This window comes from Mycobacterium sp. (genome assembly GCF_046095365.1).
Lineage (GTDB): Bacteria > Actinomycetota > Actinomycetes > Mycobacteriales > Mycobacteriaceae > Mycobacterium.
The window spans coordinates 29,633-44,289 of sequence record NZ_JBJTJF010000203.1; the positions used below are offsets into that span (position 1 = coordinate 29,633).

General features: G+C 68.1%; 14 protein-coding genes. 12 read left to right on the plus strand and 2 right to left on the minus strand.

The window, feature by feature from the left end:
• The first annotated feature begins 102 nt into the window (after positions 1-102).
• The 6 genes from ACKOQ4_RS15790 to ltp2 are packed head-to-tail and all read left to right on the plus strand — an operon-like array spanning position 103 to position 6,085.
• Complete coding sequence (locus ACKOQ4_RS15790) at positions 103-1,359, plus strand: cytochrome P450 (protein ID WP_526293505.1); 1,257 nt, start codon at positions 103-105, stop codon at positions 1,357-1,359.
• Positions 1,360-1,381: 22 nt separating this feature from the next.
• Entirely contained in the window at positions 1,382-2,392 is a 1,011-nt protein-coding gene (locus tag ACKOQ4_RS15795) for an acyl-CoA dehydrogenase family protein (RefSeq protein WP_526293507.1), read from the plus strand.
• 18 nt (positions 2,393-2,410) lie between these two features.
• Complete coding sequence (gene fadE29, locus ACKOQ4_RS15800) at positions 2,411-3,574, plus strand: acyl-CoA dehydrogenase FadE29 (RefSeq protein WP_526293509.1); 1,164 nt, start codon at positions 2,411-2,413, stop codon at positions 3,572-3,574.
• Complete coding sequence (locus ACKOQ4_RS15805) at positions 3,571-4,527, plus strand: OB-fold domain-containing protein (RefSeq protein WP_526293511.1); 957 nt, start codon at positions 3,571-3,573, stop codon at positions 4,525-4,527. Before fadE29 ends, ACKOQ4_RS15805 begins: the two co-directional genes overlap by 4 nt.
• Entirely contained in the window at positions 4,524-4,922 is a 399-nt protein-coding gene (locus ACKOQ4_RS15810; protein ID WP_526293513.1) for a MaoC family dehydratase, read from the plus strand. Before ACKOQ4_RS15805 ends, ACKOQ4_RS15810 begins: the two co-directional genes overlap by 4 nt.
• The gene (ltp2, locus tag ACKOQ4_RS15815; protein ID WP_526293515.1) at positions 4,919-6,085 is read left to right on the plus strand and encodes a 17-hydroxy-3-oxo-4-pregnene-20-carboxyl-CoA lyase; all 1,167 of its coding nucleotides are present in this window, start codon (positions 4,919-4,921) and stop codon (positions 6,083-6,085) included. The genes ACKOQ4_RS15810 and ltp2 overlap by 4 nt, the downstream gene beginning before the upstream one ends.
• A 50-nt stretch (positions 6,086-6,135) precedes the next feature.
• Here the strand turns inward: ltp2 and chsH3 are convergent, their stop codons facing one another.
• On the minus strand, positions 6,136-6,996 hold the full coding sequence (gene chsH3, locus ACKOQ4_RS15820; RefSeq protein ID WP_526293517.1) for an enoyl-CoA hydratase ChsH3: 861 nt from the start codon (positions 6,994-6,996) through the stop codon (positions 6,136-6,138).
• 1 nt (position 6,997) lies between these two features.
• Positions 6,998-8,680 carry a 3-oxosteroid 1-dehydrogenase gene (gene kstD, locus ACKOQ4_RS15825; RefSeq protein ID WP_526293519.1) on the minus strand — a complete coding sequence of 561 codons (1,683 nt, stop codon included), beginning with the start codon at positions 8,678-8,680 and terminating at the stop codon, positions 6,998-7,000.
• A gap of 76 nt (positions 8,681-8,756) precedes the next feature.
• Here kstD and ACKOQ4_RS15830 point away from each other — a divergent pair, with 76 nt between their 5' ends.
• From ACKOQ4_RS15830 to ACKOQ4_RS15855, 6 genes are read left to right on the plus strand one after another with little or no spacing between them, the layout of a single operon-like run.
• Positions 8,757-9,542 carry a 2-keto-4-pentenoate hydratase gene (locus ACKOQ4_RS15830; RefSeq protein ID WP_526293521.1) on the plus strand — a complete coding sequence of 262 codons (786 nt, stop codon included), beginning with the start codon at positions 8,757-8,759 and terminating at the stop codon, positions 9,540-9,542.
• A gap of 22 nt (positions 9,543-9,564) precedes the next feature.
• Positions 9,565-10,479 carry an acetaldehyde dehydrogenase (acetylating) gene (locus ACKOQ4_RS15835; RefSeq protein WP_526293523.1) on the plus strand — a complete coding sequence of 305 codons (915 nt, stop codon included), beginning with the start codon at positions 9,565-9,567 and terminating at the stop codon, positions 10,477-10,479.
• The gene (gene dmpG, locus ACKOQ4_RS15840) at positions 10,476-11,531 is read left to right on the plus strand and encodes a 4-hydroxy-2-oxovalerate aldolase (RefSeq protein ID WP_526293525.1); all 1,056 of its coding nucleotides are present in this window, start codon (positions 10,476-10,478) and stop codon (positions 11,529-11,531) included. The genes ACKOQ4_RS15835 and dmpG overlap by 4 nt, the downstream gene beginning before the upstream one ends.
• 1 nt (position 11,532) lies before the next feature.
• Entirely contained in the window at positions 11,533-12,663 is a 1,131-nt protein-coding gene (locus ACKOQ4_RS15845) for a hypothetical protein (RefSeq protein ID WP_526293573.1), read from the plus strand.
• On the plus strand, positions 12,664-13,446 hold the full coding sequence (locus ACKOQ4_RS15850; RefSeq protein ID WP_526293527.1) for an SDR family NAD(P)-dependent oxidoreductase: 783 nt from the start codon (positions 12,664-12,666) through the stop codon (positions 13,444-13,446).
• Between the two features lie 31 nt (positions 13,447-13,477).
• Positions 13,478-14,653, plus strand: coding sequence for a sulfotransferase (locus tag ACKOQ4_RS15855; protein WP_526293529.1), 1,176 nt, complete (start codon positions 13,478-13,480; stop codon positions 14,651-14,653).
• The last annotated feature ends 4 nt before the right edge of the window (positions 14,654-14,657 follow it).

The following is a 14,657-nucleotide window of genomic DNA, read 5'->3' on the forward strand; positions in this document are numbered from 1 at the left end:
TCAGTAATCTGACAAGCGAGGTTGCCGCGATGCCTTTTGTCTGCGGTGGAGCCGTGTTTTACTGGCACTAGAACACGTCACAGTTTCAGGAGTTCACCAGCCATGGCCACTTCCGGCGCCGGTCCCCACCTGCCGCACGGCTTCGATTTCCTCGACCCGGACCGCAACGTCGTGCGCCTGCCGGTCGACGAGCTCGCGGAGCTGCGCAGGATCGCCCCCGTCTGGTGGTGCGAACAGCAGATCGGCAAGGGCGGATTCAACGACGGCGGGTACTGGGTCGTCACCAAGCACAGGGACGTCAAGGAGGTCTCCCGGCGCAGCGACGTCTACCACTCCGGTCCCAACACAGCCCTGCCGCAGTTCGCCGACGACATGAAGCGCGAAGACATCGACATGCAGAGCGTCATCCTGCTCAACATGGACGGCGAGCACCACGACAGGCTGCGGCGCATCATCTCCCGCGGGTTCACCCCCCGCGCGGTCGAACGGCTCCGCGCGGAGCTGACCCAGCGCGCCGAGAACATCGTCAAGAGCGCCGCCGCCGAAGGCTCGGGGGACTTCGTCGAGCAGGTCGCCTGCGAGCTTCCGCTGCAGGTGATCGCGGGACTCCTCGGCGTACCCCAGGAGGACCGGGCGCAGCTGTTCCGCTGGACCAACGAGATGACCGGCAACGAGGACCCGGAGTTCGCCGAGATCGACAGCCGAATGTCGTCGGTTCAACTGCTCGCCTATGCGATGCAGATGGCCGCGCTGAAGGCCAAGGAGCCGGGCGACGACATCGTCACCGCCCTGATCAACGCCGACATCGAGGGCGAGAAACTCTCCGACGACGAGTTCGGTTTCTTCGTCCTGATGCTCGCCGTCGCGGGAAGCGAGACCACCCGCAACTCGATCACCCACGGGATGATCGCCTTCCTGGACAACCCGGACCAGTGGGAGCTGTACCGCCGGCAGCGCCCGGTCACCGCGGCCGATGAGATCGTCCGGTGGGCCACCCCGGTCACCGCGTTCCAGCGCACCGCGGTGGTCGACACCGAACTGGGCGGCGCGCACATCAAGGCCGGACAGCGGGTGGTGATGTTCTATCGCTCGGCCAACTTCGACGAGGAGGTGTTCGGGGATCCGCATACCTTCAACATCCTGCGGGACCCCAACCCGCACGTCGGCTTCGGAGGCACCGGTGTGCACTACTGCATCGGCGCGAACCTCGCGCGGATGTCCATCGACCTGATGTTCAACGCGATCGCCGACGACATGCCCGACCTCACGTCGGCCGGCACGCCGGAGCGCCTTCGTTCGGGATGGCTCAACGGGATCAAACACTGGCAGGTCGAGTACACCGGTTCGGCATCCTCGTAACGCCACCTCGAAGGGAGACCCGGTGGACTTCACTCCGGAGCCGGAGCAGCAGGCCGTCGCCGATGTCGTCAATACCGTGTTGGATCGCGACAACCGCTGGGAGGCTTTGGTTTCCGGCGGTGTGACCGCCCTCGGTGTGCCCGAGCGTCTCGGCGGTGACGGGGTGGGCCTGCCCGAGATCACGACGGCTCTCACCGAGATCGGCCGGCACGCAACGGTCTCGCCGGCATTGGCGACCCTGGGACTGGGACTGCTGCCCCTGCTCGACTCGGCCACCGAGGCCCAGCAGGACCGCTACCTGGCCGGCGTCGCCGACGGCGCGCTCCTCACCGCGGCACTGAACGAACCAGGCGCCGCGCTGCCGCAACGGCCGGCCACCACCCTCGCCGACGGCGTTCTGAACGGGACCAAGATCGCCGTTCCCTATGCCGGGCAGGCGAGTTGGATACTGGTCAGCACCGGCAACGGCGTCGCCGTGGTGTCGCCGGACGACGACGGCGTGCTGATGACCAGGACTCCCAGTTCGGCCGGCGGTGACGAGTTCGCGGTCGAGTTTCGCGACGTCGCGGTCGGGCCCGAGGCCGTGCTGGACGGTACGAGCGTCCTCCGCCTCAACCAGCTTGCACTGGCCGCCGTCGGGTCCTACGCGGCCGGGCTGGCGGCCGGCGCGGTTCGCCTGACCGCCGACTACGTTTCGAACAGGCATCAGTTCGGCCGGCCGCTGGCGACCTTCCAGACCGTCGCCGCTCAGCTCGCCGATGTCTACATCACCTCGCGCACAATGGGATTGGCAGCGGTGTCGGTGGTGTGGCGGCTCGCCGAGGGCCGGGATGCCGACGAGGATCTGGACATCATGTCCTACTGGCTCACCTCCCAACTGCCCCCGGCCATGCAGACCTGCCACCATCTGCACGGTGGGATGGGAATGGACATCACCTACCCGATGCACCGCTACTACTCGGCGGTCAAAGACCTCACCCGTCTGCTGGGCGGGCCGGCTCATCGTCTGGATCTCGTGGCGGATCGCCACTAACTGGAGAATCGGAGCGCAATGTACATAGAACTCACCCCCGAGCAGCGGCACCTGCAGGCTGAACTCAGGCAGTACTTCGCGACTCTGATCTCGGCGGAGGAGGCCGCTGAGATGGAGACCGACCGGCACGGCAAGGCCTACCGCGCGGTGATCAGGCGGATGGGCTCAGACGGCAAACTCGGGGTGGGCTGGCCCAGGGAGTACGGCGGCCTCGGCTACGGCCCGATAGAGCAGCAGATCTTCGTCAACGAGGCGGCCCGGGCCGACGTTCCACTGCCCGCCGTCACACTGCAGACCGTGGGCCCGACGCTGATGGTCTACGGCAGCGAGGTGCAGAAGAAGAAGTTCCTGCCGGCCATCCTGGCCGGAGAGGTGCACTTCGCGATCGGCTACTCCGAACCGGAGGCCGGCACCGACCTGGCCGCGCTGCGCACCGCGGCGGTGCGACACGGCGACGAGTACATCGTCAACGGCCAGAAGATATGGACCACCGGCGGTCACGACGCCGACTATGTCTGGCTGGCCTGCCGCACCGACCAGGAGGCACCCAAGCACAAGGGGATCTCGATCCTGATCGTCGACACCAGCGATCCCGGGTACTCCTGGACGCCCATCATCCTCTCCGACGGCGCGCACCACACCAACGCGACGTACTACAACGACGTCCGGGTTCCGGCCGACATGCTCGTCGGTGAGGAGAACGCCGGCTGGCGGCTGATCACCACCCAGCTCAACCACGAGCGGGTGATGCTCGGGCCGGCGGGAAAGATCGCCGGACTCTACGACCGTGTCTACGGTTGGGCCGCCAAGCCCGGCGGCGACGGGGTGACCCCGCTGGACCACGACGACGTGCGCCGGGCACTCGGTGAGATCAGGGCGATCTGGCGGATCAACGAACTGCTCAACTGGCAGGTCGCCGCGGCCGGCGAGACCGTCGACATCGCTGACGCCGCCGCCACCAAGGTGTTCTCCACGGAGCGCATCCAGCGGATCGGCAGACTGGCCGAGGAGATAGTCGGCAAGTACGGGAATCCAGCCGAGGCCCAGACGGCCGAACTGCTCGCCTGGCTGGACGCCCAGACCAAGCGGAGCCTGGTGATCACGTTCGGCGGCGGTGTCAACGAAGTGATGCGCGAGCAGGTCGCAGCGGCCGGACTCGGTGTGCCGAGGGTTCCGCGGTGAGCCTCGAGCAGATACAACAAGCCGCCGACCGGATCAAGGCCTCGGGAAAGAGCAAGCCCCGCAAGGGCCGTCACGCCGTCAATCAGCCGATGGTCGACCACTGGCTGGACGCCATCGGCGATGCGAACCCGATCTACACCGACGAGGCCGCCGCCCGGGCCGCCGGACACCCGGGGGTCGTCGCGCCGCCGGCGATGATCCAGGTCTGGACCATGGCCGGACTGGGCGGCGTTCGCGCCGACGACGATCCGCTGGGCCGGATCATCGGGATGTTCGACGACAACGGCTACATCGGCGTCGTCGCCACCAACTGCGAGCAGACCTACCACCGCTACCTTCGCCCGGGCGAGGAGGTCAGCGTCACCGCGGAGCTGACCGACGTCGCCGGACCGAAGAACACCGCGCTGGGCGAGGGCTTCTTCATCACCCAGAAGATCACCTGGTCCGTCGGCGACGAGGTGGTCGCCGACATGATGTGGCGGATCATGAAATTCAAGCCCGCCGAGCGGGCCGCGGGGCCGGCCGTGCCGGCCGATCTCGACGCGGAGCTGATGATGCGGCCCGCGGTGTCCCGGGACACCGGGTTCTTCTGGGACGGGGTCGGCGCCCACGAACTGCGCATCCAGAAGCGTCCCGACGGAACACTGCAGCACCCCCCGGTGCCCGCGATCTGGCAGGACAGGGACGAACCGGCCGACTATGTCGTGGCCAAGGGCACCGGCACGGTCTTCAGCTACGTGGTGCACCACGCCCCGCAGGTTCCCGGGCGGACACTGCCCTTCGTCATCGCGCTGGTCGAACTCGACGAGGGCGTCCGGATGCTCGGCGAACTGCGCGGCGCCGACCCTTCGGCGGTGGAGATCGGAATGCCCGTCCGGGCAACGTATATCGACTTCCCCGCCGGGGAGAGCGGCCCGGCCTGGACCCTCTACGCGTGGGAGCCGGTGCCGTGAAACTCCCGGAAGTCGGGACCAGACTGCCCGAACTGTCGCTCTACGGCGACCCGACGTTCATCGTGTCCACCGCGATCGCCACGCGGGACTATCAGGACGTGCATCACGACCGGGACAAGGCCCAGGCCAAGGGATCCAAGGACATCTTCGTCAACATCCTCACCGACACCGGCCTCGTGCAGCGCTACATCACCGACTGGGCCGGGCCGAACGCGATCATCAGATCCATCGGCCTGCGCCTCGGTGTGCCGTGGTACGCCTACGACACGGTGACGTTCACCGGGGAGGTGACGTCGGTCGACGACGGGGTCGTCACGGTGAAGGTGATCGGAAGCAACAGCCTCGGCGACCACGTCGTCGCCACCTCGACCCTGACGATCGGGGGCGCATCATGACCGGCGGACTCGCCGGCAGGGCCGCGATCGTCGGCATCGGCGCCACCGACTTCTCCAAGGACTCCGGCCGGAGTGAGTTGCGGCTCGCCGCCGAGGCGGTTCTGGACGCGCTCGACGACGCCGGTCTGACGCCCGCCGACGTCGACGGCATGGTGACCTTCACGATGGACTCCAACACCGAGGTGGCCGTCGCACGCGCCACCGGGATGGGAGATCTGAGGTTCTTCTCCAAGATCCACCACGGCGGCGGTGCGGCCTGCGCGACCATCCAGCAGGCGGCGATCGCGGTGGCCACCGGAGTCGCGGACTGCGTGGTCGCCTACCGGGCGTTCAACGAGCGGTCCGGTATGCGCTTCGGCCAGGTTCAGCTGCGGCTGATCCAGGGCGCGGACTCCACCAGCGTGGACAACTCGTACTCCTACCCGCACGGGCTGTCCACCCCGGCGGCCCAGGTCGCGATGATCGCGCGCCGCTACATGCACCTGTCCGGTGCGACCAGCCGCGACTTCGGCGCGATTTCGGTGGCCGACCGCAGGCATGCCGCCAACAACCCGAAGGCCTACTTCTACGGCAAGCCGATAACCATCGAGGACCACCAGAACTCGCGGTGGATAGCCGAGCCGCTGAGGCTGCTGGACTGCTGTCAGGAGACCGACGGCGGTGTGGCGATAGTGGTGACCTCCGCGGAGCGCGCGAAGGATCTCAGGCACCGGCCGGTGATCGTCGAGGCGGCCGCACAGGGCTCCGGCCCCGATCAGTACTCGATGGTCAGCTACTACCGTCCCGAGCTCGGCCTGCCCGAGATGGGACTGGTGGGCCGTCAACTCTGGGCGCAGTCCGGGCTGGCGCCCGCCGACATCCAGACCGCGATCCTCTACGACCACTTCACGCCGTTCACCCTGATCCAGCTCGAGGAGCTGGGGTTCTGCGGTAGGGGCGAGGCCAAGGACTTCATCGCCGGGGGGGCGATCGAGATCGGCGGGCGGTTGCCGATCAACACCCACGGCGGCCAGCTCGGCGAGGCCTACATCCACGGGATGAACGGGATTGCCGAGGGTGTGCGCCAGTTGCGGGGGACCTCGGTCAACCAGGTCGGCGGAGTCGAGCACGTGCTCGTCACCGCCGGCACCGGTGTGCCGACCTCGGGCCTCATCCTGGGCTGAGGCGCGTCGGGCCCGCGCCGAACGTGAGGCGTGTGGTCGTTCCGGGCCGGCTATACCGGGACGAACTCCACGCCGGAGAGTACCGTCACGTCATCCCGCGCCGGCACGGTGACGACGCCGAGACAGCGGTCGCCCTCGCGCCACACCCGCACCCGGATGGTCTCGCCGGGGAACACCACGCCGGCGAATCGGGCGCCGTAGGAACGCACGCGGGTCGGATCACCGTCCAGCAGGGTGTCGACCAGGGCCTTGCACGTCATGCCGTAGGTGCACAGACCGTGCAGAATCGGCCGCGGGAACCCGGCCGCGGCGGCGAACCCGGGATCGGAGTGCAGGGGATTGCGGTCGCCGCACATCCGATAGAGCAGCGCCTGTTGCGGTAGCACCGGGATGTCGACCTCGAAATCCGGTGCACGGCCGGGGGATTCGGTCGATGTCGAGGGACCGCGTTCGCCGCCGAAACCTCCCTCGCCGCGCGCGAAGATCGACCGCCTGGTGCTCCACAGCAGCTTTCCGCCGGGGTCGGTCACCGTCGTCTCGTTGACGATCACCGCGGCCTTGCCCTTGTCCCAGATGTCGGTGATTCGGGTGACGGCACGGCCCGAGCCGCTCGGCGGGAGCGGCGCCGGCACGTCGACCGCCTCGCTGGCGTGCAGCACCCTGGCCAGTTCGATCTCGACGCCGGGGAAGCTCACCGCCGGGGGCTCGGTCATGTGGAACGAGGCCGCCACGCTGCTGAAGGTCGGCAGCACCGGCGGGGTCCCGTCGGCGAGGTAGGCCAGCTCGCGGGTGTCCATCGGATCCGTGCCCGCGCCCAGGGCCAGGTGGTAGAGCTGGACGTCGCTGCTCGTCCAGGAGAACTCCACCGGTTCGAGTTCCGCCCCGAGCGCTGCGGCGAGGTCGATCGGCACGTCAGGCTTTCCCGGCCGCGTGCAGGGCCGCCAGGTAGCCGAACGTCATCGCCGGCCCGATGGTCCCGCCCGGGCCCGGATAGGTGTGGCCCATCACCGGGGCGCTGACGTTGCCGGCCGCATACAGGCCCTCGATCACCGACCCGTCGTCGCGCAGTGCCCGGCCGTGGACGTCGGTGCGGATGCCGCCCTTGGTGCCCAGGTCGCCCGGCACCAGTTTGGCGGCGTAGTACGGCGGGTGGGTGATCTCGCCGAGGTTCGGGTTGGGTTTGTTGGTCGGATCGCCGTAGTAGCGGTCGTAGGCGCTCTCGCCGCGGTGGAAGTCCGAATCCACACCCGATCGGGCGAACCCGTTGAAACGGTCGACCGTGGCACGGAACTCCGCGGGGGGAAGTCCGGTCGCGCGGGCGAGTTCCTCGATCGAGTCGGCCTTGACGATCACGCCCGACTCCATCCACTTCTTCGGGATCCGCTGCCCCGGCTGCAGTCCGGCGAAGATGTAGCGGTCGCGGTAGCGCTGGTCGAAGACCAGCCAGGACGGGACGTTCTCGCCGGGGCCGGGCCCCTGACCGTACTCACCGCCGTACATCCGGTGGCAGGCCTCGACGTAGGGCATCGACTCGTTCATGAAGCGCCTGCCGGACGTGTTGACGATCATCGACCCCGGCGAGTTGCGCTCCGACAGCGCGAACCACGGCGTCCCTTCCAGCGGCACCGTCGGCCCCCACCACGCGTCTTCCATCAGATCCAGTGCCGCGCCGAGCTTTTCGGCCGCGACGATGCCGTCACCGGTGTTGGCCGCGGCACCGACCGTCCACTCCGTGCCGATCGGCTCGCGCTGGTACTTGCGACGCATGGACTCGTTGTGCTCGAAGCCGCCGCTGCCGAGAATGACGGCCCGTCGGGCACGGATCAGCCGCGGTTCCGCGGTCTCCGGCGCGGTCACGTCCTGTACGTAGATGCCGCGCACCGCACCGTCCTGGACGTACAGATCGGTCAGCGCGGTGTTGAGCAGCACCGGCACTCCCGCCTCGCGCAGCCCGATCCGAAGCGGTGCGATCAGGGCCCGGCCCATGCCCACCAGGTTCTTGCCGCGCAGGCCCGCCCAGGCCGTGCGAGCGCCCACCTTCACGCTGCGCAGCACGCCCCGGGGATGGCGTCTCATCTGGTTGAGCCGCACGTAGTCCTGCTGCATCACCACGACGTTGAGCGGAACCTTGCCGTAGGCCGGTTCCAGCCCGGGCAGATCGGGTCCGAGCCTCTTGGCGTCGAAGGGCTCCGGCTCGATCGAACGGCCGGCCGGCCGGCCGCCGGGTTGTTCGGGGTAGTAGTCGGAGTAGCCCGGAACCCAGCACATCTTCAACGGGGTGTGCCGCAGTACGAAGGACAGCATCTCCGGCCCGCGCCGCAGGTAGGTGTCGATCTTCTCCTCGGCAACCACGCCGCCGATGATGGTGTGCAGGTAGGTGCGGGCCGCCTCGGCGGTGTCGGTCACGCCGTCGCGCTTGAGTATCTCGTTGTTGGGGATCCACACTCCGCCGCCCGAGCGGGCCGTCGAGCCCCCGAAATGGGCTGCCTTCTCCACAACCACCGCCGATAGACCCTGGTGGGCGGCGGTGAGGGCGGCGACCATGCCGGCCGCCCCGCTTCCGACGACGACGACGTCGAACTCCTGGGCAGTCATACTAGAACACGTTATAGAATCGCACCGTGCGGGCGCTACTGGTGACCGCGCTGACGTCGATGATGGGATCCCGGGAATGCTCAGCAGCGCAACCCGTGCCGAACTCGCCGCCGAGCTCGCCGAGGCGGAACGGACCCGCGTGCCGATGTCGCCGCTGACGGCCGCGCACCCCGAGATCGACGTCGTCGACGCCTACGAGATCCAGCTCATCAACATCCGGCAACGGGTGGCCGAGGGTGCCACGGTCGTCGGGCACAAGGTCGGGCTCTCCTCGGAGGCCATGCAGACCATGATGGGCGTCGACGAACCCGACTACGGCCATCTGCTGGCCGACATGGAGGTCTTCGAGGACAGGCCGGTCGATGCGGCCGGCTACCTGTTCCCGCGGGTCGAGGTCGAGGTCGGGTTCATTCTCGCCGACGACCTGCCCGGTGCCGGTTGCACCGAGGACGACGTGCTGGCCGCCACCGCCGCCTTCGCCCCGGCGATCGAACTGATCGACACCCGGATCACCGACTGGAAGATCGCCCTGTGCGACACCATCGCCGACAACGCCTCCTCGGCCGGCTTCGTGCTCGGGCAGCAGCGGGTCTCGCCGAAGGATGTCGACATCAAGGGCATCGACGCGGTGCTGACCCGCAACGGCGAGGTGGTGGCCGAAGGCCGCAGCGACGCGGTACTCGGCAACCCGGTCACGGCGGTGGCCTGGCTGGCCCGCAAGGTCGACGGCTTCGGGGTTCGGCTCAAGGCCGGCGACATCGTGCTGCCCGGGTCCTGCACGCGGGCGATCGACGTCCGGGCCGGGGACGGTTTCGTGGCCGAGTTCGCCGGGCTGGGCTCGGTCCGGCTGTCGTTCCAGTAGAGACTCAAGCGGGAGAAGCCCAGTGCCTCAGAAGAAGTCGGTCGCCATCGTCGGCTCAGGCAACATCAGCACCGACCTGATGTTCAAGCTGCTGCGGTCGCAGTGGCTCGAACCGCGCTGGATGATCGGCATCGACCCGGCCAGTGAGGGTCTTGCGCTTGCCCGCAGCCACGGACTGCAGACCAGTCACGAGGGTGTGGACTGGCTGCTGGCCCGGTCGGAGAAGCCCGACATGGTGTTCGAAGCCACGTCGGCCTACGTTCACAAGGCCGCGGCCCCGCGCTACCAGGCCGCCGGGATCACCGCGATCGACCTCACCCCGGCCGCGGTCGGCCCCGGGGTGGTCCCGCCCGCCAATCTCCGCCAGCATCTCGACGCCCCCAACGTCAACATGGTGACCTGTGGCGGACAGGCGACGATCCCGATCGTCTACGCCGTGTCGAGAGTCACCGAGGTGCCCTACGCCGAGATCGTGGCGTCGGTGGCCTCGGTCTCGGCCGGTCCGGGAACCCGGGCCAACATCGACGAGTTCACCAAGACCACGGCCAAGGGCGTGCAGACCATCGGGGGTGCCGCCCGGGGCAAGGCGATCATCATCCTCAACCCCGCAGAGCCGCCGATGATCATGCGCGACACCATCTTCTGCGAGATCCCCCCCGACACCGATCAAGCCGCCGTCGTGCGCTCAATCCGCGACGTCGTGGCCGAGGTGCAGACCTATGTGCCGGGGTACCGGCTTCTCAACGAGCCACAGTTCGACGAGCCGTCGGTGGTCAACGGCGGCCGCCACGTGGTGACGACGTTCGTGGAAGTCGAGGGCGCCGGGGACTATTTGCCGCCCTACGCGGGAAACCTCGACATCATGACCGCGGCGGCGACGAAGGTCGGCGAGGAGATGGCCAAGCAGGCCGCGACAGTCCGTGGAGGTGCACGATGAGCGATCACATCTGGGATGTACGGATCACCGACACCTCGTTGCGCGACGGCTCCCACCACAAGCGCCACCAGTTCACCGCCGACGAGGTGCATGCGATCGTGGCCGCCCTCGACGCGGCCGGGGTTCCGGTGATCGAGGTGACCCACGGCGACGGGCTGGGCGGGTCGAGCTTCAACTACGGGTTCTCCAAGACCCCCGAGCAGGAACTGATCAAGCTGGCCGCCGAGACCGCGAAGGAAGCGAAGATCGCCTTCCTGATGCTGCCCGGGGTGGGCACCAAGGACGACATCCGCGAGGCCCAGAACAACGGCGGTTCGATCTGCCGGATCGCCACCCACTGCACGGAGGCCGACGTGTCCGTCCAGCATTTCGGGCTGGCCCGGGAACTCGGACTCGAGACCGTCGGCTTCCTGATGATGTCGCACACCATCCCGCCGGAGAAGCTGGCCAGGCAGGCCCGGATCATGGCCGACGCCGGCTGCCAGTGCGTGTACGTGGTCGACTCGGCGGGGGCCCTCGTCCTCAGCGACGTCGCCGACCGGGTCTCGGCGCTGGTCACCGAACTCGGAGAGGACGCCCAGGTCGGTTTCCACGCCCACGAGAACCTGGGTCTGGGAGTGGCGAACTCCGTGGAGGCGGTCCGGGCCGGCGCCAAGCAGATCGACGGGAGCTGCCGGCGGTTCGGCGCGGGCGCCGGCAACGCCCCGGTCGAGGCACTGATCGGGGTGTTCGACAAGATCGGCGTCAAAACCGGGATCGACTTCTTCGAGATCGCCGACGCCGCCGAGGACGTGGTCGCCAAGGCGATGCCGTCCGAATGCCTGCTGGACCGCAACGCGCTCATCATGGGCTACTCGGGGGTCTACTCCAGTTTCCTCAAACACGCCATCCGCCAGTCCGAGCGGTACGGCGTCCCGGCCCATCAGCTGCTGCACCGGGCCGGACAGCGCAAGCTCATCGGCGGCCAGGAGGACCAGCTGATCGACATCGCCCTCGAGATCAAGCGAGAGCAGGAGCAGGGGGCAACCGCCGAGGCGCCCGGTCGTGGCTGAACTGGACTGCAGCAGCACATTCACCCAGGCGATCGCCGAAGCCGAACGACTCGTCCGCGAGGCGCCGCACATCGAGTGCGAGGCGGACCTGCTCGAGGGTCTGCAGTATCTGGCCGGCGGGATCGCCGCCTGCACCCACATCGCCTTCGACTACGACCGCGACCACCCCTTCCTGCAGTCCGGCACCGGGCCGTTCACGAAGATGGGACTGGACAATCCGGACACCCTGTACTTCGGCACGCGGGTGCAGGCCGGCCGCGAGTACCTGGTCACCGGAACCCGCGGCACCACAACGGATCTGAGCTTCCAGCTGCTGGGCGGCGAGTACACCGACGCCAACGTTCCGGACAGCGAGACGGCGTTCGACGACCGCAGACTCGGGGTCGGGGCCGACGGCCGCTTCGAGTGGCGTTTCACACCCGGGACGAACGCACAACTGGTGATCCGCGAGGTGTACAACGACTGGTCGGCCCAGCGGGGGACGGTGGCCATCGCCCGCACCGACACCGCCGGCACCGCCCCGCCGCCGCTGACCCGGGAACTCATCGAGAAGCGTTGGGCCACCGCGGGAAAACAGCTGGTCCAGCGGGTCAGGACGTGGCTGCAGTTCCCGCAGTGGTTCTACATGAACATTCCGGTCAACACCATGGTCGCCCCCCGCCTGACCCCCGGCGGCCTGGCGACCCAGTACTCCTCCGCCGGGCATTTCGAGCTCACGCCGCAGCAGGCACTGGTCATCACCCTGCCCGTCACCGACGCGCCGTACCTGGGCTTCCAGCTGGGCAGCCTGTGGTACGTCTCACTGGACTACATCAACCATCAGACGTCGCTGAACGGCACTCAGGCGCAGGCCGACCCGGACGGCAGGATCCGCATCGTGGTCGCCGAACAGAACCCCGGCGTGACCAACTGGGTGGAGACCACGGGTCACCGCAAGGGCTTCCTCCAGTTCCGCTGGCAGCGGGTGTCGCGGGAATTGACCGACGCCGACGGCCCCACCGTCGAAGTGCTCGATGTCGCCGCCGTGCCGCAGAGCCTGCCGTACTACGAGAGCAACCGGATTTCCGAAGCGGACTGGCGCGCTCGGATCGCGCTGCGCCAGCTGCAGATACAGAACAGGATGGTGGGATAGGTGGCCGGAATGCTCGAGAACAAGGTTGTGGTCATCAGCGGTGTCGGGCCCGCGTTGGGGACCACACTGGCCCGCCGGTGCGCCGAGGAGGGTGCCGACCTGGTGCTCGCGGCCCGAACGGCCGAACGCCTCGAGGAGGTCGCCAGGCAGACCACCGCTCTGGGCCGGCGTGCCGTGGCGGTGACCACCGACATCACCGACGACCGCCAGGTCGACGATCTCGTCGAACAGAGCCTGGAGGCCTACGGCAGAGTCGACGTGCTGATCAACAACGCCTTCCGGGTGCCGTCGATGAAGCCGCTGGCCGACACCACCTTCCAGCACATCCGTGATGCCATCGAACTGACGGTGCTGGGTGCGCTGCGGATGATCCAGGGGTTCACCCCCGCCCTGGCCGAAGCCGGCGGCTCGGTGGTCAACGTCAACTCGATGGTGATCCGGCACTCCCAGCCGAAGTACGGCGCATACAAGATGGCGAAGTCGGCGCTCATGGCGATGTCGCAGTCGCTGGCGACCGAACTGGGGGACAAGGGAATCCGGGTCAATTCGGTCGCTCCGGGCTACATCTGGGGCGACACGCTCAAGAGCTACTTCAACCATCAGGCCGGCAAGTACGGCACCACCGTCGAGCAGATCTATGCGGCCACCGCCGCGCAGTCCGATCTGAAGAGGCTGCCGACCGAGGACGAGGTCGCCTCGGCGATCCTGTTCATGGCCAGCGACCTGTCCAGCGGCATCACCGGAGCGACTCTGGACGTCAACTGCGGGGAGTACAAGGCATGACCGCGAGTCGGCGACGCGGCACGGGCTACGTATGCCGAGCAGGAGACGGCGAGTGAGTCCGGGGGCGGCGCGAACGGACGTCGGAACCGTCGACGACCTGAAGGCCTCGGCCGTCAAGGCCGTCGGCCTGGACGACTTCGGCGCCGACGACGACAACTATCTCGAAGCGCTCTCGGTGCTTCTGGAGTCCTACCGCCGCGACGCGGACTTCACCGAGCTGGGCAGCAAGATGTCCCGGTTCTTCCTGCGCAACGCCCTGGTTGCCCGGCTGCTCAGCGAGGCGTCCTGGAAGCGCTATCCGCGGTACGCCGACGTCGAGGTCACCGCACCGATCTTCGTGACCGGGCTGCCGCGGACCGGGACGACTGCCCTGCACCGCCTGCTGTGCGGGGATCCGCGGCATCAGGGCCTGGAATTGTGGCTGGCGGAGTTCCCGCAGCCCCGCCCGCCCCGGGAAAGCTGGTCTGAGAACCCGGTCTTCGTCGAGATGCAGTCGAGATTCGCCAAGGCGCACAGCGAGAATCCGGACTACACCGGTCTGCACTACATGACCGCTGACGAGGTCGAGGAGTGCTGGCAACTGCTGCGCCAGTCGGTGCACTCGGTGTCCTACGAGACCCTGGCCCACGTGCCGACCTACGCGCGGTGGCTGGCCGGCCAGGACTGGACCAGGCCCTACCGGCGCCACCGGCGGAACCTCCAGCTGATCGGACTGAACGAACCCGGGAAACGCTGGGTCCTCAAGAATCCCAGCCACCTGTTCGCCCTCGACGCGCTGTTCAACACCTACCCCGACGCCCTGGTGATCCAGTGCCACCGGCCGGCGGAGACCATCATGGCGTCGATGTGCTCGCTGGCCCAGCACACGACGGCCGGTTGGTCGAACACCTTCGTCGGGCCGACTGTCGGCACCGACTCGCTGGAGACCTGGTCCCGCGGCCTGGAGCGGTTCAACGCGGTTCGGGCGACTCAGAATCCGGCCCAGTTCTGCGACGTCGACTTCGACGAGTTGTTCGCAGACCCGGTCGGCACCGTGGAGCGAATCTACGGGCACTTCGGCATCACCATGACCGACGCGGCGCGCGCCGCGATCGCCCTGACCGACGACGCGAGCAAGCACGGTCCCCGCGCACCCAAGCACAGCTACTCGCTGGCCGACTACGGGTTGACCGAGGATCAGGTCAAGGAACGCTTCAGGGGCCTGTAGTGAC

What these genes read in the sequence shown, in the direction of transcription:
- ACKOQ4_RS15790 (WP_526293505.1), top strand. Translation starts at nt 103, where the DNA reads ATGGCCACTTCCGGCGCCGGTCCCCACCTGCCGCACGGCTTCGATTTC.
- fadE29 (WP_526293509.1), top strand. Translation starts at nt 2,411, where the DNA reads ATGTACATAGAACTCACCCCCGAGCAGCGGCACCTGCAGGCTGAACTC.
- ltp2 (WP_526293515.1), top strand. Translation starts at nt 4,919, where the DNA reads ATGACCGGCGGACTCGCCGGCAGGGCCGCGATCGTCGGCATCGGCGCC.
- kstD (WP_526293519.1), bottom strand. Translation starts at nt 8,680, where the DNA reads ATGACTGCCCAGGAGTTCGACGTCGTCGTCGTCGGAAGCGGGGCGGCC.
- ACKOQ4_RS15830 (WP_526293521.1), top strand. Translation starts at nt 8,757, where the DNA reads ATGCTCAGCAGCGCAACCCGTGCCGAACTCGCCGCCGAGCTCGCCGAG.
- dmpG (WP_526293525.1), top strand. Translation starts at nt 10,476, where the DNA reads ATGAGCGATCACATCTGGGATGTACGGATCACCGACACCTCGTTGCGC.
- ACKOQ4_RS15855 (WP_526293529.1), top strand. Translation starts at nt 13,478, where the DNA reads ATGCCGAGCAGGAGACGGCGAGTGAGTCCGGGGGCGGCGCGAACGGAC.